Source organism: Caballeronia sp. EK, from assembly GCF_014384845.1.
Taxonomy (GTDB): Bacteria; Pseudomonadota; Gammaproteobacteria; order Burkholderiales; family Burkholderiaceae; genus Caballeronia; species Caballeronia jiangsuensis.
Map to the genome: position 1 here is coordinate 76,800 of NZ_JACSUE010000001.1, position 20,572 is coordinate 97,371.

At 61.5% G+C, this 20,572-nt stretch carries 23 protein-coding genes; 11 read left to right on the top strand and 12 right to left on the bottom strand.

Going from position 1 to position 20,572, the window contains the following annotated elements; translation table 11 throughout:
- Nucleotides 1–7 precede the first annotated feature (7 nt).
- The 5 genes from IAG25_RS00345 (at nt 8) to flgM (ending at nt 3,200) form a co-directional block, all read left to right on the top strand.
- Nucleotides 8–571 (top strand): SiaB family protein kinase, encoded by a 564-nt coding sequence (locus IAG25_RS00345; protein ID WP_187602999.1) that lies wholly within the window; start codon nt 8–10, stop codon nt 569–571.
- A gap of 19 nt (nt 572–590) precedes the next feature.
- Nucleotides 591–986 (top strand): DUF1987 domain-containing protein, encoded by a 396-nt coding sequence (locus IAG25_RS00350; protein WP_035504868.1) that lies wholly within the window; start codon nt 591–593, stop codon nt 984–986.
- 2 nt (nt 987–988) lie between these two features.
- The gene (locus tag IAG25_RS00355) at nt 989–1,714 is read left to right on the top strand and encodes a GGDEF domain-containing protein (protein ID WP_187603000.1); all 726 of its coding nucleotides are present in this window, start codon (nt 989–991) and stop codon (nt 1,712–1,714) included.
- 103 nt (nt 1,715–1,817) lie between these two features.
- Complete coding sequence (locus tag IAG25_RS00360; protein ID WP_187603685.1) at nt 1,818–2,726, top strand: CHAD domain-containing protein; 909 nt, start codon at nt 1,818–1,820, stop codon at nt 2,724–2,726.
- A gap of 183 nt (nt 2,727–2,909) precedes the next feature.
- A complete protein-coding gene (gene flgM / locus IAG25_RS00365; protein WP_187603001.1) occupies nt 2,910–3,200 on the top strand; it encodes a flagellar biosynthesis anti-sigma factor FlgM in 291 nt (96 codons plus the stop codon).
- Between the two features lie 15 nt (nt 3,201–3,215).
- On the opposite strand, the gene IAG25_RS00370 is transcribed toward flgM, so the two are convergent.
- From IAG25_RS00370 to IAG25_RS00405, 8 genes are all read right to left on the bottom strand, one after another.
- Nucleotides 3,216–3,716: a cupin domain-containing protein gene (locus tag IAG25_RS00370; protein WP_187603002.1), complete on the bottom strand. Its 501-nt coding sequence runs from the start codon at nt 3,714–3,716 to the stop codon at nt 3,216–3,218.
- A 99-nt stretch (nt 3,717–3,815) separates the two neighbouring features.
- A complete protein-coding gene (locus IAG25_RS00375; RefSeq protein WP_187603003.1) occupies nt 3,816–4,592 on the bottom strand; it encodes a sulfite exporter TauE/SafE family protein in 777 nt (258 codons plus the stop codon).
- A gap of 428 nt (nt 4,593–5,020) precedes the next feature.
- On the bottom strand, nt 5,021–5,365 hold the full coding sequence (locus IAG25_RS42210; protein ID WP_187603004.1) for a DUF4952 domain-containing protein: 345 nt from the start codon (nt 5,363–5,365) through the stop codon (nt 5,021–5,023).
- Nucleotides 5,366–5,454: 89 nt separating this feature from the next.
- Nucleotides 5,455–6,057, bottom strand: coding sequence for a hypothetical protein (locus tag IAG25_RS00385; RefSeq protein ID WP_222946334.1), 603 nt, complete (start codon nt 6,055–6,057; stop codon nt 5,455–5,457).
- A 188-nt stretch (nt 6,058–6,245) separates the two neighbouring features.
- Entirely contained in the window at nt 6,246–6,806 is a 561-nt protein-coding gene (locus IAG25_RS00390; protein ID WP_187603006.1) for a hypothetical protein, read from the bottom strand.
- 276 nt (nt 6,807–7,082) lie between these two features.
- Nucleotides 7,083–8,882 carry a thiamine pyrophosphate-requiring protein gene (locus tag IAG25_RS00395; RefSeq protein WP_187603007.1) on the bottom strand — a complete coding sequence of 600 codons (1,800 nt, stop codon included), beginning with the start codon at nt 8,880–8,882 and terminating at the stop codon, nt 7,083–7,085.
- Between the two features lie 104 nt (nt 8,883–8,986).
- A complete protein-coding gene (locus IAG25_RS00400; protein ID WP_187603008.1) occupies nt 8,987–10,537 on the bottom strand; it encodes an alpha/beta hydrolase in 1,551 nt (516 codons plus the stop codon).
- A gap of 19 nt (nt 10,538–10,556) precedes the next feature.
- Nucleotides 10,557–11,720, bottom strand: coding sequence for a citrate synthase family protein (locus tag IAG25_RS00405; RefSeq protein ID WP_309243898.1), 1,164 nt, complete (start codon nt 11,718–11,720; stop codon nt 10,557–10,559).
- A 113-nt stretch (nt 11,721–11,833) separates the two neighbouring features.
- Between IAG25_RS00405 and IAG25_RS00410 the strand changes: the two genes are divergently transcribed.
- The 3 genes from IAG25_RS00410 to IAG25_RS00420 all read left to right on the top strand — a co-directional run bounded on the left by IAG25_RS00410 (nt 11,834) and on the right by IAG25_RS00420 (nt 14,601).
- Nucleotides 11,834–13,189, top strand: a complete 1,356-nt coding sequence (locus IAG25_RS00410) for an MFS transporter (RefSeq protein ID WP_309243899.1) — start codon at nt 11,834–11,836, stop codon at nt 13,187–13,189.
- Between the two features lie 55 nt (nt 13,190–13,244).
- Nucleotides 13,245–14,213, top strand: a complete 969-nt coding sequence (locus tag IAG25_RS00415) for a 2-hydroxyacid dehydrogenase (RefSeq protein ID WP_187603010.1) — start codon at nt 13,245–13,247, stop codon at nt 14,211–14,213.
- Between the two features lie 94 nt (nt 14,214–14,307).
- Nucleotides 14,308–14,601, top strand: a complete 294-nt coding sequence (locus tag IAG25_RS00420; RefSeq protein ID WP_187603011.1) for a hypothetical protein — start codon at nt 14,308–14,310, stop codon at nt 14,599–14,601.
- 74 nt (nt 14,602–14,675) lie between these two features.
- Here the strand turns inward: IAG25_RS00420 and IAG25_RS00425 are convergent, their stop codons facing one another.
- Together IAG25_RS00425 and IAG25_RS00430 are read right to left on the bottom strand one after the other, a co-directional pair.
- Nucleotides 14,676–15,122: a type II 3-dehydroquinate dehydratase gene (locus IAG25_RS00425; RefSeq protein ID WP_187603012.1), complete on the bottom strand. Its 447-nt coding sequence runs from the start codon at nt 15,120–15,122 to the stop codon at nt 14,676–14,678.
- Nucleotides 15,123–15,126: 4 nt separating this feature from the next.
- Nucleotides 15,127–16,413 carry an MFS transporter gene (locus IAG25_RS00430; RefSeq protein WP_187603687.1) on the bottom strand — a complete coding sequence of 429 codons (1,287 nt, stop codon included), beginning with the start codon at nt 16,411–16,413 and terminating at the stop codon, nt 15,127–15,129.
- A gap of 188 nt (nt 16,414–16,601) precedes the next feature.
- Between IAG25_RS00430 and IAG25_RS00435 the strand changes: the two genes are divergently transcribed.
- The gene (locus tag IAG25_RS00435; RefSeq protein WP_187603013.1) at nt 16,602–17,387 is read left to right on the top strand and encodes an IclR family transcriptional regulator; all 786 of its coding nucleotides are present in this window, start codon (nt 16,602–16,604) and stop codon (nt 17,385–17,387) included.
- 9 nt (nt 17,388–17,396) lie between these two features.
- Here the strand turns inward: IAG25_RS00435 and IAG25_RS00440 are convergent, their stop codons facing one another.
- Both IAG25_RS00440 and IAG25_RS00445 read right to left on the bottom strand, forming a co-directional pair.
- Nucleotides 17,397–17,726 (bottom strand): DMT family transporter, encoded by a 330-nt coding sequence (locus IAG25_RS00440; RefSeq protein WP_187603014.1) that lies wholly within the window; start codon nt 17,724–17,726, stop codon nt 17,397–17,399.
- Complete coding sequence (locus IAG25_RS00445) at nt 17,723–18,427, bottom strand: glutathione S-transferase family protein (protein WP_187603015.1); 705 nt, start codon at nt 18,425–18,427, stop codon at nt 17,723–17,725. Before IAG25_RS00445 ends, IAG25_RS00440 begins: the two co-directional genes overlap by 4 nt.
- A gap of 121 nt (nt 18,428–18,548) precedes the next feature.
- Between IAG25_RS00445 and IAG25_RS00450 the strand changes: the two genes are divergently transcribed.
- Complete coding sequence (locus IAG25_RS00450) at nt 18,549–19,481, top strand: LysR family transcriptional regulator (protein ID WP_187603016.1); 933 nt, start codon at nt 18,549–18,551, stop codon at nt 19,479–19,481.
- Nucleotides 19,482–19,610: 129 nt separating this feature from the next.
- Entirely contained in the window at nt 19,611–20,501 is an 891-nt protein-coding gene (locus tag IAG25_RS00455; RefSeq protein ID WP_187603017.1) for an alpha/beta fold hydrolase, read from the top strand.
- Nucleotides 20,502–20,572: the final 71 nt, after the last annotated feature.

Below are 20,572 nucleotides of genomic sequence, written 5' to 3' on the forward strand. Positions count from 1 at the left end.
TTCCAGAATGTCTCAACTACTCGATCAAGACAGCGCCTTTTTCGATCTGGCGCGGCGACGCAATGTTCTCTTCTATCACAAGGGCTATTTCTCGCATAACATCGTCGCGGCGATGGGCGAGGTGGTCAAGCTGCAGCTGGAAGTCGCGGGCGTGAACGCGCCGACTCGCCGCAAGCTTTTCTCGTCTTTTGTCGAACTGTCGCAGAACATCGTTCACTACTCGTCGGACGCATTGAAAGCGGGCGGCGAGACGGCGGGAGCCATACGCGAGGGAGCAGTCTGCATCTCGAAGGACGGCGAGCATCACGTGATGTTATGCGTCAATCCGATGGCGACCGCTGAAGTCGAGAATCTGCGCAATAAGCTCGAACCCCTGCGCAATATGTCGCTTGAAGAAATCAGGCAGGCGTACAAGCTATCGCTGCGGTCCGACACGCCGGAAGACAGCAAGGGCGCGGGCCTCGGATTTCTCACGATGGCGCGCGATGCGAGTGCGCCGCTCGAGTTTGCTTTTCATCCGCGTGCCGACGACCCCGGAACCACGCTGTTTTGCCTCATGGCCAAAATCTGAGCAGGAAGGCGCAAGAACCATGGATAACCTCTATATCGCCGCCACGACGACGTCGCCCGAGGTCGATTTTCGCTTCGACCAGCACGCGTTGTCGCTCAAGGGCGAGTCATACCCGGAAAACGCGGCGGCTTTTTATGCGCCTGTCATCGAGCAGATGCGCAAGTATCTGGCCGAGAACGCGGGCGCTGTCATCACCATCGATGTCGCGCTGACTTACTTCAACAGTTCGAGCACCAAGATGCTGTTCAGCATGTTCGACGCGCTCGATCAGGCGGGTCAATCGGGAAGCCGCGTGTTGATGAACTGGTATCACGATGAAGAAGACGAGACGATTGCCGAATTCGGCGAAGAGCTGAAGGCCGATTTCGGCGCAATCGAATTCACGGATCGTCCCATCATCTATCAGGGACGTTAAGGATGCCCTCGACATCCTCGCCTGATCTGCCTCCGGACGCGGCGCCCGATCTGTTTCAGAAAGAGAGCGCGGCGCTCGTGAAAGCCCGCGCCGTGCATGCGGCCGCCGATGCGGATGCGCATGTATATCGCGAGTCGCTTGGCGAACTCATCGATCATTTCGAGCGGCTGATGCGGGACACGCGGCGTTTGATCGGCAGAAGCGATCGTGCCGAGCGCGAGATGCAGGCGCTTGCCACGCAGCTCGAACATCGCGCGTCGCACGATGCGCTGACAGGCGTGCTCAATCGCAGCGCCGTGATCGAGCGGACCGGCAAGATGCTGCGCACGAACAGCGCGGTGATGATTGTCCTGGACATCGACGAGTTCAAACGGATCAACGACGATTTCGGCCATCCCACAGGCGACGCAGTGATACTGGGCGTCGTCGATTGTCTGCGGCGAATCGTGGGCGAGCGCGGCTTCATCGGGCGCGTGGGTGGAGAGGAATTCACGGTGCTGTTGCCCGGTCATGATCCTTCCAGCGCCGCACTTCTTGCGGAACGCATGCGCGAAGCCATCAGCGATTCGCTGATTGTTCCGCCGGTAGATCGCCGCATCACCGCGAGTTTCGGCATCAGCAACAATGAAGCCGGAGCCGGCTTCGACACGGCCTATGCGTCGGCCGATGCAGCGCTCTATCGCGCCAAGCGAGGCGGGCGCAACCGCGTCGAATTCGCCGATCGATAAACGGGTTCTACCTTCATCAAATCGTCATCGAGTTCAGCTTTCGGGCACTTCGCTGTGGTATGGTCAAGTCCACCAAAATTCTGTCTGACTCGAGGCCTCGATGGTGGATATGGATGCTGACTGGCCCTTGCCGCGGCCGATCAATTTCAAGGAAGGCCGACGACCGGCCGATTCATCGACACCCGACGCGGAATCAATCGCGAGCACGTTTTCATCATTGGCGGCACCCGTGGTCGCCGAAGCCGTGAGGCGGGCGCGAGAAGTCGCCACGGATTGCGATGCCGAAGCATTCCATCAGCTTCGCGTCTCCTTCAGAAAACTGCGTGCCTTGTACTGGGCCTATTCGCCTTATCTCGGCGAAGAAGCGACCGCACACGCCACCGAAGAATTCAAGCGCCTGGCCGCTGTCGCCGGTGGAACGCGAGACTGGGATATCGCCGGCGATCTTCTGAAAGCCGCGCAGGCGTCGCGTGCATCGATGGGCATTCTCGTGGCCGCCGCGAGAGAAAAGCGGGCGCAGGCCGTGGTGCATAGCCAGACGATGATCAAGAGCGATGATGTCGAATCGTTTCTCAACGACGTCCTGCTTCGCGCGCAGATCGCATTGGAGTCGAGCTGCAACGATCTTCCCATTCGGGACTTCGCGGAGGATCGTGTTCGCCGGGCGGAGCGCGCGCTGAAGAAGCGCAGCAGATATGCATCGCGTAACGAGACCGCCCACGAGGAAGATCTCCATGACGTTCGCAAGGCCGGCAAGAAGCTGCGCTATCTGCTCGAGTTTTTTCAGCCCGTGATCAAGGGCGGACACGATCGCACGATCAAGGAATTGACGTCGGTGCAGAACAAGCTCGGCCAGTTCAACGACATCGCCGCGAGTGAAATGCTGATTCGCGACGCCTCATTCGACGACGTTCCGCCCGAAGTCGTGCAGGAGTCGCTGCAATGGCTGGAGAAGCAAAAGTGCCGGCGCATGCGCGCCGCAGCGCGACGCGTTCGAGCCATCGCGAGTTGACGCGATCGCCCTTGTGTGGCTTTGCTCACACTTTGTTTCAATTTGTTTCAAACGACTGAGACGCCCGCCCGATAAGGCTTCGCGGGTTGCGGCAAACGTCGGGATCGGTCACGCGTTCCCGCGCATGGTGAAGATTTCAAACCCCGGACCGTTAAAGGATTCAACACGTCGGGAGTAGACACCATGAAAATCGAATCCATTAACTACACGCTCGCAGCCGCCCAGAACGACACGCAACGCGCGACGAAAGGCGCCGTGCAGTCGGTGAGCGCCGCCGGTGCGCTGAACTCGACGGTGAATCTGTCGTCGATGTCTGCGCTGGGAGAATCGAGCGGTTCCGATATCGATACGGCCAGGGTCGAGTCGATCAAGGCCGCGCTGCGTGACGGTAGCTACAAGATCGATTCGGGCAATATCGCCGACGGCATGCTGAGCACCGCGCGCGACCTGCTGCAAGCGAGAAGCCACATCTGACCGCGCGTACGCCCGTTACGCGCTCAACGCGTCGGGCGCGAGTTCGGCGGACATCGTAAGCGGCGGACCGACAAACTCGATGTGCCACTCGTCGCCGAATGCTTTCAACACCGCCGGGTCCGGCGAACCATTCGCCATCACGTCACCGAGTTCGCTGAAAAACGCGTTGGCGTCCCAGCCAGGCGTGACCAGCACCAGCATGCGCGACGGTCGATCGTCGATGTTGATGAAACGGTGCGTGGTGCCTTGCTTCGCGACTATCGTCTCGCCTGCGCTAACGACGGTCTGCTTACCGTCCACGTCGAAAAGATAACGGCCTTGCACGACGTGAAAGACTTCCGTCTCGATCTCATGCCGATGCTGCGGCGGGCCGAACCCGGGCTGGTTCGTCGTTTCCAGTAGCGTCGCCGATGCGCCCGTCGCTTTCGAATCGATTCGTACTTGAAGACGCAGCCCGATGGCCGGAATATCGATAGGGGCGGCATTCTGCTCGCCGTGCAGGAAATCTGTTTTCATGACGTTTCTCCTTGAATCAGGGTGCGGGGTCCGCGGCCCGGTCAACGTCATGATGTCGGCGGCGACTTAGCTCAGAATTACTGCGAGGCGCGTCTTCGATCAGTGCAGCAAGTGAGCGAAATAACGTATCGACAGGTTAGCCAGCTCGCCCACGATCACGACGATGAGAAGGCCCACGATCCAGCGCCGTGCCTGCTCGGAGATGGCGAGCCGCGCACCCAGCAGGCCACCGGCGACGCTGCCGAGCGCCATGATGCCGCCCGTCGTCCAGTCGACGCTCTCGTGCCCGGCGAAGATTGCCATCGCCACCGCGGTCGCCGTGGCGGTCGCGACGTTTCTGAGCGCGTTCGCCTCGGGCAGCGCGAAGTCCGCCGCGAGGACGAGAACGAGCAGCATGTACGTTCCGGCATCCAGCACGATGAAGCCTGTCCAGACGCCGACGCAGAAAAGCAGAAGCATCACCTTCCAGTCGACTCGCGCGTCGCCTTTGGCGGCCGAGTTCAACAGCTTCTTGAGGTTGGTGAGGATGAGAACCAGCGCGACGGCCACGGCCACCACGATCACCATCCGAAGATCGTGACCGGGAATCCGTTCGCTCAGTAGCGCTCCTGCTGCCGCGCCCAGCGTGATCGGACCGGCCGTGCTCAGCGTGCGTCGCCAGGGGATGGCCCCGCGTCGCGCCAGTCCGACCGTGGCAGCAATGGCGCCGACGAGAACCGGAACGCGGTTGGTCGCATTGGCGGTGACGGCATGCAGACCGACCGACATCAGAACCGGAAGGGATACGGCAGATCCCGAAGAGGCGACCGCGTTGAGAAAGCCGCAAAACAGGCCGGCAGCGATAATGATGACGATGGTGTCGGGGGTTAAAACCATGGTGCTTGATCGGCTCGGATGCGTAGCGGGGCGCGCTCGTCCGGTGGGGGAGCGGTGGTTGCGTGCCGGGGGAGGTGGGCACGCGGGAAGTGTCGCTGGCTTGACTTAGTTGAGAATTACTTCGAGGGACGTGCGTCGAGTACTACGATGGGTGCGGCGAGCGCGTCAGCGAGCGCATAACGGGAAGCCCGACTGGTCGCCGAGTAGCGCGGCTAAATCCGGACGCGCTCATTTGCTTCCTGCCGGTGGCTTGCGAGAAGCATGCGAGCACGGCGCACGTTTGGGGCGTCGACAGGCGGGTGATGGTGGCCTCGTGCACCAGCGCGCGGGGGGCGCGTTTGCGTCAACCGCAGGAACTTCGGCCATCCGATAGCGGGTTAGGAACGCAACTGTTATGTCTCGAAAAAAAGCCGCCATGCATGATGCACTCAGGGACTTCGAAGATAGTGAGTCACGGTCAAGTGGAAAAACGGAACTTTTGGTAGGTCTCGACGCGAACTGACTGTTGTTTCTGCTGCCATGGAAACTTCATATTCGGAACCGTCCCGACCTTTGAAGTTCCCTCTACTGGTTTCCCAAATGCAACAGGCGCGTTTAAGGCGTCGAACGTGAGCGAGCTTGACCAGCCAGTTTTCGACGCTCGTGACATCTTTCCCTTGTACACGGTATTCCGCGCTGAGCTTGTCTATTCCGCCAAACTCTCCGGGCTTACACGCAACGAACTTTACGTCCGCGCGCTGAAGTCCTTCCGCTTTGAGAAAGTCGCCGCACATCGTTGGCGGGTCTAGTCGCTCGCTTGGCGGGTTCTCGTCTGCGCGAGCACCGCTTAACGCAACGGCTAGAAGGCAAGTTATAAACCACCTCACTTCGCTACCTCAATCATGGCGACGTACTTTCCCTGCTCATTAGGCAGACGATGCGAGATCAGGAAGCTATAAACATCATTCCATCGATCTAGTGCATAAGCGGTCACGCACCCTTCAGAGAGGTTGCCAATGTGAATGTATCTGCTCGAATTTCCGCGCGAACCTGCCAATTCGAGAGGAAACCACACCTGGTCCGCTACGATGTCTCCGAGGCCTTTCGTTTTTGCGTAGTCGACGTAGAAGTTTGTGTACGAAGCGTCATGCGGCGCATCCGGGGCCATGATACGGTGAGTTCCAACAGGTATTGGCGTAAAACTTCCGTTCCAGACCGAATTCAACGTTACAGTAATTGCGTTGCTTACTCCCGGAATGGCAAGCGTCCCCCACTGTTGGTCTAGCGCTTGATTGTTCCGAGGCTCCGAAAGCGCCACAGACCGCTTTCCATAACGAACCTTAAGAGTCTGCGCGAGGGTATTTGGAGGTTGTTTAGACAGGCAACTGTCAACATTATCGTCGCTGAGACTAACCGTTTCTCCGACATAATCGCTGTGCCCATCAGCTATTCGAAAGTACGTGCGGCCGCCCGTTGCTTTGATCATTGTGACTTTTGTGTATTCGCAAATAGACACTTTTTCACCTGTCCTTTCGCGCCGGACAAGTAGCCAGCGGTCCCGAAACGGTGCTCGGGTATACCGTGTCTCGACAGTCGCCGTGTGGATGCTGCCTTGATCGGCGTTCGTCTGTGCGCAGCGGTTTCTCAAATAGTCTACGTATGAATCAGCCATCTTTAAATCAGGAGTTCAATTTCAATGCTCATGGGAGCGTTCGTGCGCACACGCACCGTCTCGCCTGCGTCATTCGTGGTCCCATCCTGCGCCGACCCGTCAGCCGTCGTGATGCGAAAGCGCTGATTCGGAACCGGGTTGCCGTCTTCATCACACAACACGATCATTTCGTCGAAGCCCGAAGCATCGTTACCCGACGACCAGGACGCCCTCGAAGACTGCGCGTAACCATACGTTCTCGGGGTGTCCTCAATAATCCAGTACCTCCCGTAACGCGCCACGATTGTCGGTCTCGTACTGCATTGACATTGCACGAAGTCACCCGCGACCGCCTGCCGACGACCCGTTATTTCGTCGTACAAGCGACCACTATCGCTGCACCCTGAACCGCCGATGATCGTCCCGATGCTCTTGCACTTGCCGCAGTAGGCACTGCCTCCCACAAATGCCATCGTGCGATTGCCTTCGTCGATAAAAACTGCATTTGCGCCCGACGACATGACATAGCTATCGGAACTGCCGGAAAGTGGATCGCCTTCGACCGCCGAAAAATATTGGCCCATCGCGTTACGCCACCAGTGCGGTTGCGAAAAGATGCATCGTCCCGCTTTGTTTCATTGTCTCGACTCATAGTTGTGTGAAAGCATAAAGCTAACGGATGCCGAACTAATTTTGGAGTCCTTGAAGTCAAGATTTGTCGAGCGCTGAGCGCGATGAGACCACAACCGCGAGACTAATTGCCTATAGACATTCACATAAGGTGATGCAGCTGCCAGCGAGCAGGCACTAAAGCTCGCCTCGCTGTAGTCGTGAAGCCGCAGCTACCATCGAGCCGCGCCTTACTTCTCCTTATGCCCCGGCAACACCGCACCAAGCACCTGCTTCGCCGTATCGACGATCACGTTCGCCTGACTCGGATCACCCTTCATGAGCGTGGTCGCGAACGCCTTCGCCTGTTGCAGCGTGATGTGCGGCGGCAACGGCGGCACGTTCGGATCGGCCTTCACCTCAATCACCACCGGACGATCAGCGGCAAGCGCCTCATCCCAAACGGCCGCCATGCGCTCCGCATCATCGACATAAAAGCCCTTCAAACCGATCATTTCCGCGAACTTGTGATAAGGCACCGACGGAATGTCCTGCGACGCCTCGAACTTCGGATCGCCTTCCATCACGCGCTGCTCCCACGTGACCTGATTCAGGTCCTCGTTATTGAGCACCATGCAGATCCAGCTCGGATTCGACCATTGCTTCCAGTACTTCGCGACCGTGATGAGTTCGGCCATGTTGTTCATCTGCATTGCGCCATCGCCGACGAGCGCGATCACCGGCCGCTCCGGATACGCGAACTTCGCGGCGATCGCATACGGCACGGCCGCGCCCATCGATGCAAGCCCGCCCGACAGCGAGCACATCATGCCGCGCTTCACCTTTAGATCGCGCGCGTACCAGTTCGCGACCGATCCCGAATCGCTCGTGACGATCGCGTTCGCGGGCACGCGCGGCGACAACTCCCACACGGTGCGCTGCGGATTCACGCCGCCTTTCGCGGGCGTTATCGCGCGCTTCTCCAATGTCTTCCACCAGTCTTCGACCCAGTCCTCGATGTCCTTGCGCCACGCGAGGTCCGTCTTCTGTTGCAGCAAGGGCCGGAGCGCGCGCAAGGTCTCGGCGCTGTCGCCGACGAGATTCACTTCCATCGGATAGCGGATCGAGAGCATGTCCGCCTTGAGGTCGATCTGCACGCCGCGCGCGGCGCCTTCCTTCGGCAGAAACTCGGCGTACGGAAAGCCCGAGCCGATCATGAGCAGCGTGTCGCATCCGTTCATCATCTTGTAGCTGGGCTCGGTGCCGAGCAGGCCGATCGAGCCCGTGACGAACGGCAGATCGTCGGGCAACGCGGCCTTGCCGAGCAGCGCCTTCGCGACGCCCGCGCCGAGTTTGTCCGCAACCGCGATGACTTCGTCGGTCGCCTGCAACGCGCCCGCGCCGACGAGAATCGCGACCTTCTTGCCCGCGTTGAGGACATCGGCGGCGCGTTGCAGGTCATCGTCATACGGCACGATCTTCGGCGCGCGATAGCCGACGCCCGAATGCAGCGTGCCGTGCTTGCGGCCCGGCGGTTCGTATTCGAGGTCCTGCAAGTCGTTCGGCAGGATGAGCGCCGTCACCTTGCGCTCCGACAGCGCGATACGCACCGCACGATCGACGAGATGGCGAATCTGCGACGGCACGCTCGCCTGCTGCACGAAGGCGCCGGCCACGTCCTTGAACATTGAGGCGAGATCGACTTCCTGCTGATAGTGGCCGCCCAGAGCCGCACGCGCTTGCTGTCCCGCGATTGCGAGGACCGGCATGTGATCGAGGCGCGCATCGTAAAGGCCGGTGATCAGATGCGTCGCGCCCGGTCCCGATGTCGCGATGCACACGCCGAGTTCGCCGGTGAACTTCGCATGCGCGGAGGCCATGAAGGCCGCCATCTCTTCGTGCCGTGCCTGAATGAACTCGATCTTGCCTTTCGCGCGATTGAGCGCGCCGAATACGCCATTGATGCCGTCGCCGGGATAGCCGTAAATACGGCGTACGCCCCAGGCATGCAAACGTTCGATAAGAAAATCGCCGACAGTAGGATTGGACATGACGCGATGCTCCTTTTGACGTCCGGGTGAGAAGCAATCACCCGCGACGGATAGCATCGACGCGCAAAACGCATGCCGGGGTCGGGAAACACCGGAACGGCTGGCTATCGACCGGTATCGAATTTCAGCGTTTGTTTCGCGGCGCACGAGCCATCGACAGGATGCGTCGGATCATCGAGGAAGGCGGCCATGATCGATTGCGCGCAACCGGATTTGCCGAGCACCGAATGCCCCGTGTACGGAAACGACACGACCTGCGCGCGGCCGAGATCCGGCGTGATCGCCCCGACCCACGCCGGCGCGGTCGCGGCATCGAATGCGCCTTCGAGTATCAGCACGGGCACATCGCTCACGGTTCGGGCACTGGCCGAAGGACGCGCCTTGCCGACGTTCCAGACCGGACACTCCGTGAAGAGCCGCCCTTGCTTGGGCTGAATCCGGAGCACGCGTTCGGGAAAGCCGGGAAGGGCAGCTTTCGCTTTTGCGAGCGTCGCTGCCTCGGTCGTCAGATTGGCGCTTTCTTCGCAGAACACACCGAGGGCGAGACCCATGCCGCCCAAACCGACGAACTGCTGCGGACCGCGCAACGCGAGATAGCGGGCGGCGACCGCGCGCGCGTCGCCTCGCGCCGTATCGGAGATCATCCTCGGGACGTCTGACGCATTGCCGCGCTCGCTCGACATGATGAGCGTATAGGCGAACGCGAAGCCGTCGATGACTACGTTCACCGAAGCACCCGAGTCGTCCTTGACTCGTGTCGTAAGCGGCTTCCGATCGAGTCGCTTCACTGCGAGGTTCAGGTCGGCTTGCAGATGCGGGTAGGCCCGGGCGCAAGACGCGTCGGCGGCACACGCGGCGGAGATCGCCCTGAACGAACTCGCTGGAGCCGTCCACCAGTCCTCGACGATATTGACCGTGGGCGGCGATACCGAATCGAGCACCACGCTTCGAATGCCTTGTGGATGATCGCGCAGCAGAGTCAGTGCGAGCCGCGATCCATACGAGACGCCGTAGACGTCCCATTGGTCGATGCCGAGTGCGACGCGTAGATCGGCGATGTCGGCGGCGTTTTCGGTGGTGTTGTAGGCGGCGAGATCGACGCCGGCGGCGGCCATTGCATCGCGACACGACTTGAGAGCCGATGCGTCCGCCAGCGTGCCGGATCGAGTCGTGAAGCGGCTGCTGACGGAATCGAACACATACTGCTCCCACGCGGGGCACGCAAGGAGCGGATCGGCGCGGTGGGTGCCACGTTGATCGACGAAAATGACCTCGCGCCCGGCATTGATGCCCTGCTTCATCATGAACGCCGCTTCGAACGAGCCCGCGCCGCCCGGACCGCCCGACAGATAGACGAGCGGATCGCGCCGCGGTTTGTCCGCGACAGCGGGTGCGCGCATGACGAAGATGCGGATATGCCGTCCGTCGGGCAGCGCGCGATTTTCAGGGACGGTGAGATAGCCGCATTGAACGGTCGATGGGAAATCGAGATCGGGGAATCCGGCGATGTTCGGCTGCGGGCAAGGCGTAGTCTCGAACGAAGCCGCGTGGCTCGCTCGACTATCGGCACCGCCCGCAGCGCACGCGCAAAGCAACGACACGGTCGCGATGACCGCCGTCACTCGTACCAACAATCGTTTCGCAGTTCTAATCATGGAAGTGATCCGGCCGCACTCATTCACCGACAGCCAGCCCGACATAACGCGCGCGCGGCCGCAACAAACTTCCTTCCATCACGTGCTCGATCGAGTGCGCCATCCAGCCGACACTGCGCGCGATGGAAAACAACGCGAACGCCGCTTCGTCGGGAAGCGGGCAATGCTCGACGAGCGCGGCAAGCGCCATGTCGATCGCGGGCAGCTTGCCCGTCAAGCGTTCGACGCAATCGATCAGCTCGCGTGCATCGTCGGGCGCTTCGAAAGCGGAGAGGAGATCGGCCGCACGCGGATCGCCCTGCGGATAAAGCTCGTGACCGAAGCCCGGCAACGGCTCGCCTTGCGCGATCCTTCGCCGGACGGCGGTCTCGGTTCCGGATCGTCTGGCGTCATCCATCAATTGACGGACGCGCACGATCGCATTGCCATGCATGGGTCCGGAGAACACGGCGAGACCCGCGATCATGCTCGCCCCGAGCGACGCTCCCGTCGATGCGGCCACGCGCGCGGCGAACGAAGAACTCGTCAGTTCCTGATCGGCCAGCAAGACGAGCACGCGGCGAAGCAGGTCCGCATGACGCGGAACGTCCCACGCATTCGCGATGCGCAGATGCAATGGTCCTTCATCCGATCGCAACTCGACGAAATTGCTCGCGAGGCGGCCGACCAGCGCCGCAGCCTGTTGCGCCTCGTCCGCCAGATTGCGGGCCGACTCGATTCGATCATGCGCGGCGTCGCGGGCCAGGGCGGCGAAAACACGCGCACCGACGGGGCCGTCGAACGCAACCGGTTCGAACGACGCGAAGTGCGGCGCTTCGGCCACATTCCAGAGCAGGCGCGCGACATCTTCGAGCGTCGCCGATGCAGCCAGTTGCACCGCATCCTGGCCGCGATAGTAAAGCCTGCCGCGCGTGATCGTGGAGATGCTCGTATCGATGATCGGCTCGCCCCAGGCCATCGTGCTCGCGGCGATGTTTTTGCGCGCCCGCCCGAGGCTGCGCTTCTTGAGAAGCGTCGTGATATCCGCTGCGCGATACAGGTTGCGGTTTGCGTGCTGCGGATCGCCCTGGACTTCGATCTGACCGCGGCTGACATACGCATAGAGCGTTTGCTTGCGCACGCCGAGAGCCTCGCAGGCTTCTTCCTGCGTCATCCAGTTCTTCACGTTGATCGAATCAATCAAGATTGACGGTCATCCACGGCATCGGTCTAATGCGAAACATAAACCAACCCCGGACCAGGCGCTCGCATCGCGCGACATCGCGAACCGTTCAGGGGCATGAAGAGGAGATATCGGTGGCTACAGAGCGAACGACCCAGTATATAGCGGGCACGGCGGCCCGCACGACCCGCACGCGTTACTCGATCCTCGCGATGATACTGCTGCTGGCGACCGTGGCCTATGCAGATCGCGCCATTCTGTCGATCGCCGGTCCCGGCATATCGAAGGAATTCGGCCTGAATCACGTGCAGCTCGGCTATGTGTTGTCGGCGTTCAGCTGGGCTTATGTCGTCGGTCAGATACCCGGCGGCCTGCTGCTCGATCGGCTCGGCACCAAGACGATGTACGGCGCCACGCTCATTCTCTGGTCCATCGCGACCATGCTCGTCGGCTTCATCGGCAACTTCACGTCGGATCTGTCGGTCACTCTCGGCTTATTGTTCGCGCTGCGCTTCGCACTCGGACTGATCGAAGCGCCGAGCTTTCCCGCCAACGGCCGCGTCGCGGTCATGTGGTTCCCCAAGGAAGAGCGGGGTCTTGCCACGTCGCTGTTCGCATCGGCATCGTATTTCGCGGTGGCCATTTTCTCGCCGTTCGCGGGATGGCTCACGTCGCGCTTCGGCTGGCCTGCGCCGTTCATCGCACTGGGTTTGATCGGCATCGCGGCGGCGGGCGTGTGGGCGGTCGTCATGCATGAGCCGCGCAAGCATCCGCGCGTGTCCAGCGCCGAACTCGAACACATCATCGCGGGCGGCGCGATGATCGATATCGACTCGAAGCAGGAACTCAAATCACGTCCCGTGCTGGCGCCCGGCGCGATTCGCGCGCTGCTCGGCAATCGCATGTTGTGGTGCGCGTATATCGGCCAGTATTGCACCATCGCGTTGAGCTACTTCTTCATCACCTGGTTTCCGATCTACCTCGTTCAGGCGCGCGGCATGAACGTGATGCAGGCCGGCTTCGCGACGATGGTTCCGGCTGTCGCGGGCTTCGTCGGCGGCATTGCGGGCGGCACGATCTCCGACTGGCTCATTCGTCGCGGATGGAGCGTGTCGTGGGCGCGCAAGACGCCGTATATCGTCGGCATGGCAGTGGGCTGCAGCATCGTGCTCTCGGCCGTCACCGAAAGCAATGTCGTGATCGTCCTGCTGATGGCGCTGGCCTTCTTCGGCAAGGGCGCGGCGGCGGGCGCGGGAACGTGGGCCATCGTGAGCGACACGGCTCCGCGCGAGGCAGTGGGTCTTGCGGGCGCGATCTTCAACTGCATCGGCAACATCGGCGGCATCGTGACGCCGATCGTCTTCGGCTATATCGTGCAGGCGACGGGCGGCTATACGGTCGGACTGTACTTCGTCGCTGCGCACTGCCTGATCGCGGCCATCGTCTATCTGTTCTTCATGGGCAAGATCGAGCGCGTGAAGATGAGCTGAAGCTTCGTTGCGCGCTTCGCCCTGCATCAATTGCATACATCATCGAATTAGAACCATGACCAAGCCGATCATCCTCAACGCGGCAGAACTGCCCGAATGGACTCACGCGGAATTGCGAGCGCTTTTCACCGTGCTCGATCTGCCGCAAGAGCCCGAATCCGCGCGCGCGTTCCTGAAAGAGCACGGCGGCAAGGTGCGCGGGATCGCGCTGCGCAAAACGAAGATCGATACGGCATTCCTCGATGCGCTTCCCGCCCTCGAAATCATTTCGAGCTATAGCGCGGGACTGGATAACGTGGACATCGGCGCGACGCGCGCGCGCGGCATTCGCATCGAGAACACGTCGCATATCCTGGCGGAAGACGTGTCGAATGCGGCTGTCGGTCTCGCGCTCGCAGTCACGCGCGACTTCGTGAACGCCGACGCTTATGTGCGCTCGGGGCAATGGCCCGTGCAAGGTCAATACCGGCTCGGACGTTCCATCTCGCGCATGAAAGTCGGCATCGTCGGACTGGGGACGATCGGATCGGCGATCGCACATCGTTTAAAGGCGTTCGGTTCGAAGCTCGCGTATTTCGGACCGAGCCGCAAGCCCGTCGATATTCCGTACTACGACGACGTCACCCGGCTCGCGCGTGACTGCGACATGCTCATCCTCACGTGTCCGCTCTCGTCGGCGACGCATCATCTCATCGATGCGACCGTGATCGATGCGCTCGGCCCCGACGGATTTATCGTGAACATCGCGCGTGGTCCGGTGGTCGATGAGCAAGCGCTCATCGCGGCGCTCGCATCGGACAGGCTCGCCGGTGCCGCGCTCGATGTGTTCGAGCACGAGCCCGCCGTGCCCGAAGCGCTCATACGCGATCGCAGGCTGGTGCTCACGCCTCATATCGGCTCGGGAACGGAGGAGACGCGCCGCGCGATGGCGAAGAACGTCGTCGATGCGCTCGCGAGGCATTTCGGCATCGAGAGCCCGCGCAGCGGATTGGTCATCGACACGGAGCTCGCAAGCACGCATTGAAAGCCTGGAGTCGCCGGCCCTCGCCATCACGCAGGGCTGTTCAAGCCCTGCAAACCAGCTCCCGCTGCACAACCCCGCATTTTTTCGAATCGAAATGAGTGCCGAGTCGCGCATCGGTCAGGCCGACGTATGCGCGGCGGCCTACATGAAGGGCAGCAGCATCGCATCGACGACGGGAGAAAACGGCGGAGCAACATATCATCAGGGCGTGTTGAGCGCGGATTACTTTCTGTCCAAACGCACCGATGTCTATTTGATGGGCGTGTATCAGCATGCGTCCGGAACGGACTCGCGCAACCGGCCGGCGGTCGCGGCGATCAACAGCCTGACGGCGTCCACGAGCGATGCGCAGACCAGCGTGCATATCGGCTTGCGGCACAAGTTCTGACGCGCATCGCCAGGCAAGGTCGATTCGAACAGCGGGTGCACGCGGACTCATTGTGGAGCCCGCGTGCGCCGGGTTCAACTCTGAACGTCCCAGAGATCGTCAGCCGCGCGAATCGCCAGCAAGTAGCCATTCGCGCCAGCGCCGCAGATCACCGCCGTCGCCGCCACGGAGATGGTGGAGTGACGATATTCCTCGGAGCGCCGATGGATGTTCGTGATGTGCACTTCCACCACCGGCCGGCGCACGAGCTTCACCGCGTCGAGCACCGGAATCCGTCCGAACGAAAATCCGGCCGGATTGATGATCAGCGCGGCGTCCTGCAGAAACGCTTCCTGAATCCAGTCGATCAACTGGCTTTCGCTGTTGGTCTGACGGAATACGCAGTCGAATTCGAGCGTATCGGCCAGCGCGAGGCAGTTCTGTTCGATGTCCTTCAGCGTCGTGCTGCCATAGAGGTGAGGTTCCCTGACGCCCAGCATGTTCAGGTTCGAGCCATTGAGGATATAGAGCTTGCGGGTCATGGTTTCAGTGTGTAGCGCTGCGTTCGAGGGCGGTGCCTTTGGTTTCCCGGGACGTCGCGATCATGAGGAAGGAGAGGAGGTTCAGTGAGCCGCAAACCGCGACGATCGCCCACGGCGAACCGTGAAAGGCGTTGAGCAGCGCCACGGCGACGATCGGCATCGGCCCGCCGGTGAGCAGGTTCGCTCCCGAGTACGACAGTGCGGAGCCCGTGTAGCGCGCCTCGGTCGGAAACGATTCGGCGAACCACACCGGCTGGATGCCGCTCTGGAACTGCGTGAAGCCGAGGAACGCGCCCATCACGGCCATCGTCATGCCGATCGAGTGCTGGTTGAGGATCGGAAAGTAGATCAGGCAGCAGACGAGCGTGCAGAACGAGCCGATGAGCAGCGCGCGTTTGCGCCCGATCCGGTCGCTCAGATAGCCGCCCGCCAGGGCGCCGCCGATGGCGCAGACATTCGCGACCATCAGAAGCATAAAGCCGGTCTGCTTCGGAACGCCGAGGTTCTTGGTCAGATAGCTGAGCGAGAAGACCACGATCAGGTAGAACAGCGCAGCCGGGCCGCAGAAGAACAGCGTCAGGCGCAGCGCGGTGCGCCAGTGAAATTTGAAGACGACGCCGAGCGGATTCGCAGTGCGCACGCGCTCGCCCTTGTTCTTCTTGAGCGCTTCGAAGGCCGGAGTCTCGCTGACCTTCATGCGGATATAGATGCCCAGCAGCACGAGCACGAAGCTCGCGAGGAACGGGATTCTCCATCCGAACGATTCGAAGTCATCGGCCGAAAGCAGACCAGCCAGCGCGAACAGCGCCAGGTTGGCGAGTATCTGGCTGAGCGGCGAACAGATGCCGAGCAGGCCCGAATACAGCCCGCGTTTCGTCGCGGATGCATGTTCCACCGCCATCAGTTGCGCGCCCGTCGATTCACCGCCGAGCGCGAAGCCCTGAATGATGCGCAGCGAGACCAGCAGCGTCGGCGCGAGAATGCCGACCTGCTGATAGGTGGGCAGCAATCCCATCAGGAATGACGACACGCCCATCACCGAGACAGTGACCAGCATCAGGTTGCGGCGTCCCCAGCGGTCGCCGAGCATGCCGCAGATCACCGCGCCGAGCGGGCGTGCGGCCAGCCCCGCCCAGAAGCTCGCGAGCGACGCGAGCAGCGATGCGGTCGGGTCCAGCGACGGGAAAAAGAGCTTCGGAAAAATGGTTGCTGCGACCACGCCGTACAACGCGAAGTCGAACCATTCCAGCGCCGTGCCGACGGTGGCGCCCGCCACCGCGCGACGCGCCATCAAGTGAGTCTGTGCGGTTTGTTCGCCCGCGGCGATGTCTGAGTCAGCAAGAACTGACATGGTGTCTCCCCTTTGTTCGATATGGTGAATCGTTCGTTTCCGGCCACGAACAAGTGCTATTGTTTGCGCTGCAAAGGCGGGACGTTCCGCACCGGAACTGCATTTCATATCACGAAAACAAACGCGACATGTCGCTTAAAAACGGCCTGAAGATTCTCGATTTCCTCGCGTCGCAGGGCGAAGGCGCGGGGCTTCTCGCCATCGCCGATGCTTTGGCTTTGCCGCGCAGCACGTGTCACCGGTTGCTCGTCGATCTCGTCGATAGCGGATATGTCCGGCAACTGGTCGATCACGGCCGCTACATCCTGACCATGCGCATGACGTCGAACGGGCTGGAATTTCTGAGCTTGACGGGCATCGCGGATATCGCCCAGCCGATCATCGAACGCGTCGCCGCGCGGACCGGCGAACTGGCGCGGCTGTCGCTCGTGGACGGCGAGGCGATCATCTGGGTGGGCAAGGCGGACGGACAGCGCACAGGCTTTCGCTACGATCCGGACATGGGGCAGGCGGCACGGCTTTCATGCACGTCGACCGGGCACGCATGGCTCATGACGATGACCGACGAGCAGGCGGTCGCGCTCGTGTTGAAGCAGGGCTTCGGACAGCCGAACGAGTTCGGACCCAATGCGCCGACGACGCTGAAGGCCCTTCTGGGTTTTCTGCATGCGGCACGCGTGCGCGGCTACGCGATGATCGATGAAGTGTTCGCCCCGCGCATGTCGGCGGTGGCGGTGCCCGCGGTGAGCGGCTCGCGATGCGTCGGCGTCATCAGCCTGGCCGGTCCGCGAGTGCGGCTGACGGTCGAAAAGATTCACGAGTACTCGGTACTGCTGCGCGAGGCGGCCAATGAACTGGCGCAGTTGAGCAATATGGCCGGGTTTCCCGGCCGGCCGCCGCTCGGCAAGGGATAAATGCTTGCGTCAGACCGGCGCCTGCTTCAGCGCCGCGATCCCCGCGATGACCAGCACCGCGCCGATAACCCTCAGCGCGCTCACGGTTTCGCCGAACAGCACGACGCCGAGCACCACGGTTCCCAGCGCGCCGATGCCGGTCCATACCGCATACGCGCTGCCCACGGGCAATAGCGCCAGCACCTTGCCGAGCAGATAGACGAAGGCCGCGAGCAGCACGATCGACAGCGCTGTCCATCCGGGGCGCGTATAGCCCTGCGTCAACTTCATCGAGACGGCCCACGCTACATCGAGCAATCCGGACAGGATGAGCAGCAGCCACGCTGCACTCTGGCTCATCGCGGTCTCTTGGCGTCGGCGCGAAGCAGATACGCATCGCGTTCGTGCAGGAAAGCGCGCAAGCGCTGTGCGTAGTCCGCAGGCGCCGCGCCGATCACGCTCGGGCGCGCAGCGAGCGCGCGTCGCCATGCGATGACCTTCGGCGTATCGGTGAACACCTGAAGGTCCGCGAGTTCATCGAATACATCGAAATAGCGAAAGATCGGCGCGAACACGGCATCGACCATGCCGAACTCGCGGCCCGCAAACCACGGCCCCGCGTTCAATACGCGCTCGACCGTCGCAAACCGCTCCGCGAGCGCTTTTCGCTGGGCGTGATACGCCGATTCATCGATGGCGATTTCCAGCTTCCATATCTCGGCGAGAATCGACGAGCCGAACTCGATCCATCCACGATGCTGCGCGCGTTCGAGCGCATCCTGTGGAAGCAGCGTGCGGCCCGGCTGCGTTTCGTCGAGATACTCGCAGATCACGGCGCTTTCGAAAATCACGGCGTCTTCGCGGCCGTCACGCGCGATCATCAGCAAGGGCACTTTCCCGAGCGGCGAAAGCGTTTCGAACCATGCGGGCCTGTTCGCCAGATCGACGTAACGCTTCTCGAAACCGACGCCTCTTTCCGCCAGCACGATCGCAGCGCGTTGCACGTATGGACAAAGCGGATGACTGACGAGCGTGAGCGTCGGCGCTCCGATTGGCTTCATGACCTGCCTCCCGTTGATGTGTGTCTGCACAACGGCAGAGTAGTGGTTGCGATGATGCAAGTCCATTGTCAGCGCGAAAGCCGCGCTTGCATCGATGCAAGCGCTGGTTTAACGTCGATACATGGAAGACTGGAACGAACTCCGACTCGTGCTCGCGATTCAGCGTGGCGGCAGTCTCAATGCCGCATCCGAAGCGCTCGGCATCGATCATTCGACGGCGTACCGCCGTCTGAAGGCGCTCGAAACGCAGCTCGGCGCGCGTCTGTTCGAGCGCTTGCCGGGCGGCGTGTATCAGCCGACGGAGGCCGGCGCGCGCATTGCGGCGGGCGCCGAGCGTATGGAAGATGAATTCCTTGCGCTGGGGCGCGATGTCGTCGGCGGTGATCATCGGCTAAGCGGACGCTTGCGCGTCACATCGTCGGAAACGCTCGCTTATAGCCAGCTCACCACGCATCTCGCCGCATTCCGTCAGGCGCATCCTGGGATCGTCGTCGAACTGTCGATCGAAAATCGCGTGCTCAGTCTGTCGCGGCGCGAAGCGGATATCGCGTTGCGTCCGGTTCGGCCGAAAGAGGGCGAGCTATGGGGCAAGAAGCTCGCGGGCGTTGCGTGGGCGTGGTATGCCGCGCCGTCGTATGTCGCGGATGCCGGCGGCCTGCGTCGCAACTGGAAGCCCGACGATCACGCGTTGATCGGCTGGGATGAAACGGCGTCGGCTATTCGCGCGGCGCAATGGCTTGCGCTCAATGCGTCGCCGTCGTCGTTCGTGTACCGGACGAACAGTCTGGTGAATCAGTTGACCGCGGCGCGCGCGGGCATCGGCCTCGCGCTGCTGCCATGCTATCTTGGCGACGGCGATATCGGCGTCACGCGTGTCGCCGCGAATCCGGTCGCCGAACTGGAAGGTGAACTATGGATCGTCACGCATGCCGATCTGCGAAAGACCGCGCGCGTGCGAGCGTTTTTCGATGTGGTGGGAGAAGGGCTCGCGCAACAGCGTGATTTGTTCGAAGGCAAGCGCCGGAGTTCAAGGCAGGGCAACTCTTCTCGATGAAAGAAGAGTGCATTCTGCACGATGAGGATTCCGTCGGATTGGCGACGGGTGCACCATGCATTCAACGCTGCATCAGGACCGGTTTGAAGCGGATGCGGCACTCGATCATCTTTCACAGGAATTCTCGTCATGACTTCGATTCCCGTCGTTCGCTACCAGTCCGAAACCATCGATGGCGTCAATGTGTTCTACAGGGAAGCCGGCCCATCGGACGCGCCGGTTGTTCTTCTGCTGCACGGCTTTCCGACCTCTTCGCACATGTTTCGGAATCTAATCCCGATTCTCGCGCAGAAGTACCGCGTCGTCGCACCCGACTATCCCGGCTTCGGTGAAAGCGACTCTCCCGATCGCGCCGCGTTCAGCTACGGCTTTCAACGATACGCCGACATGATCGACGCGTTGCTCGGCCGGCTGAATATCGATCGCTTCGCGATGTACGTGATGGATTACGGTGCGCCGGTGGGCTATCGGCTTGCGCTCAAGAATCCGTCGCGCGTGACGGGCATGATCGTTCAGAACGGCAATGCCTATACCGAAGGTCTGCGCGAGTTCTGGGATCCGATCAAGGCCTATTGGGCCGATCAGTCCGTGAAGAATCGCGAAGCGTTGCACGGCCTCGTCACGCTCGACACGACGATCTTCCAATACACGGACGGCGTTTCCGATGTGTCGAGAATCAGCCCCGATAACTGGCTGCATGATCAGGCGCTGCTCGACCGTCCGGGCAACCGCGAGATTCAGATGGATCTGTTCCTCGATTACGGTACGAACGTCCCGCTCTACCCGCAGTTTCAGGCGTTCTTCCGCGAGCACCGGCCACCTACGATCATCGTGTGGGGCAAGAACGACAAGATCTTCCCGGAAGAAGGCGCGCACCCGTATCTGCGCGATTTGCCCGATGCGGAGATGCACATTCTCGACACGGGGCATTTCGCGCTGGAAGACAAGCTCGACGAAATCGCTCCGCTGCTGCTGAGCTTTCTCGATCGTTCGATCGGCGCTGCGTCCAAAAAGGCGTAAGGCGCTCAGGTTCACTAACGACGTCCCGGACAGGCTCGAAACTGCGAGCTTGTCCGGCACGCGAGCGGTCA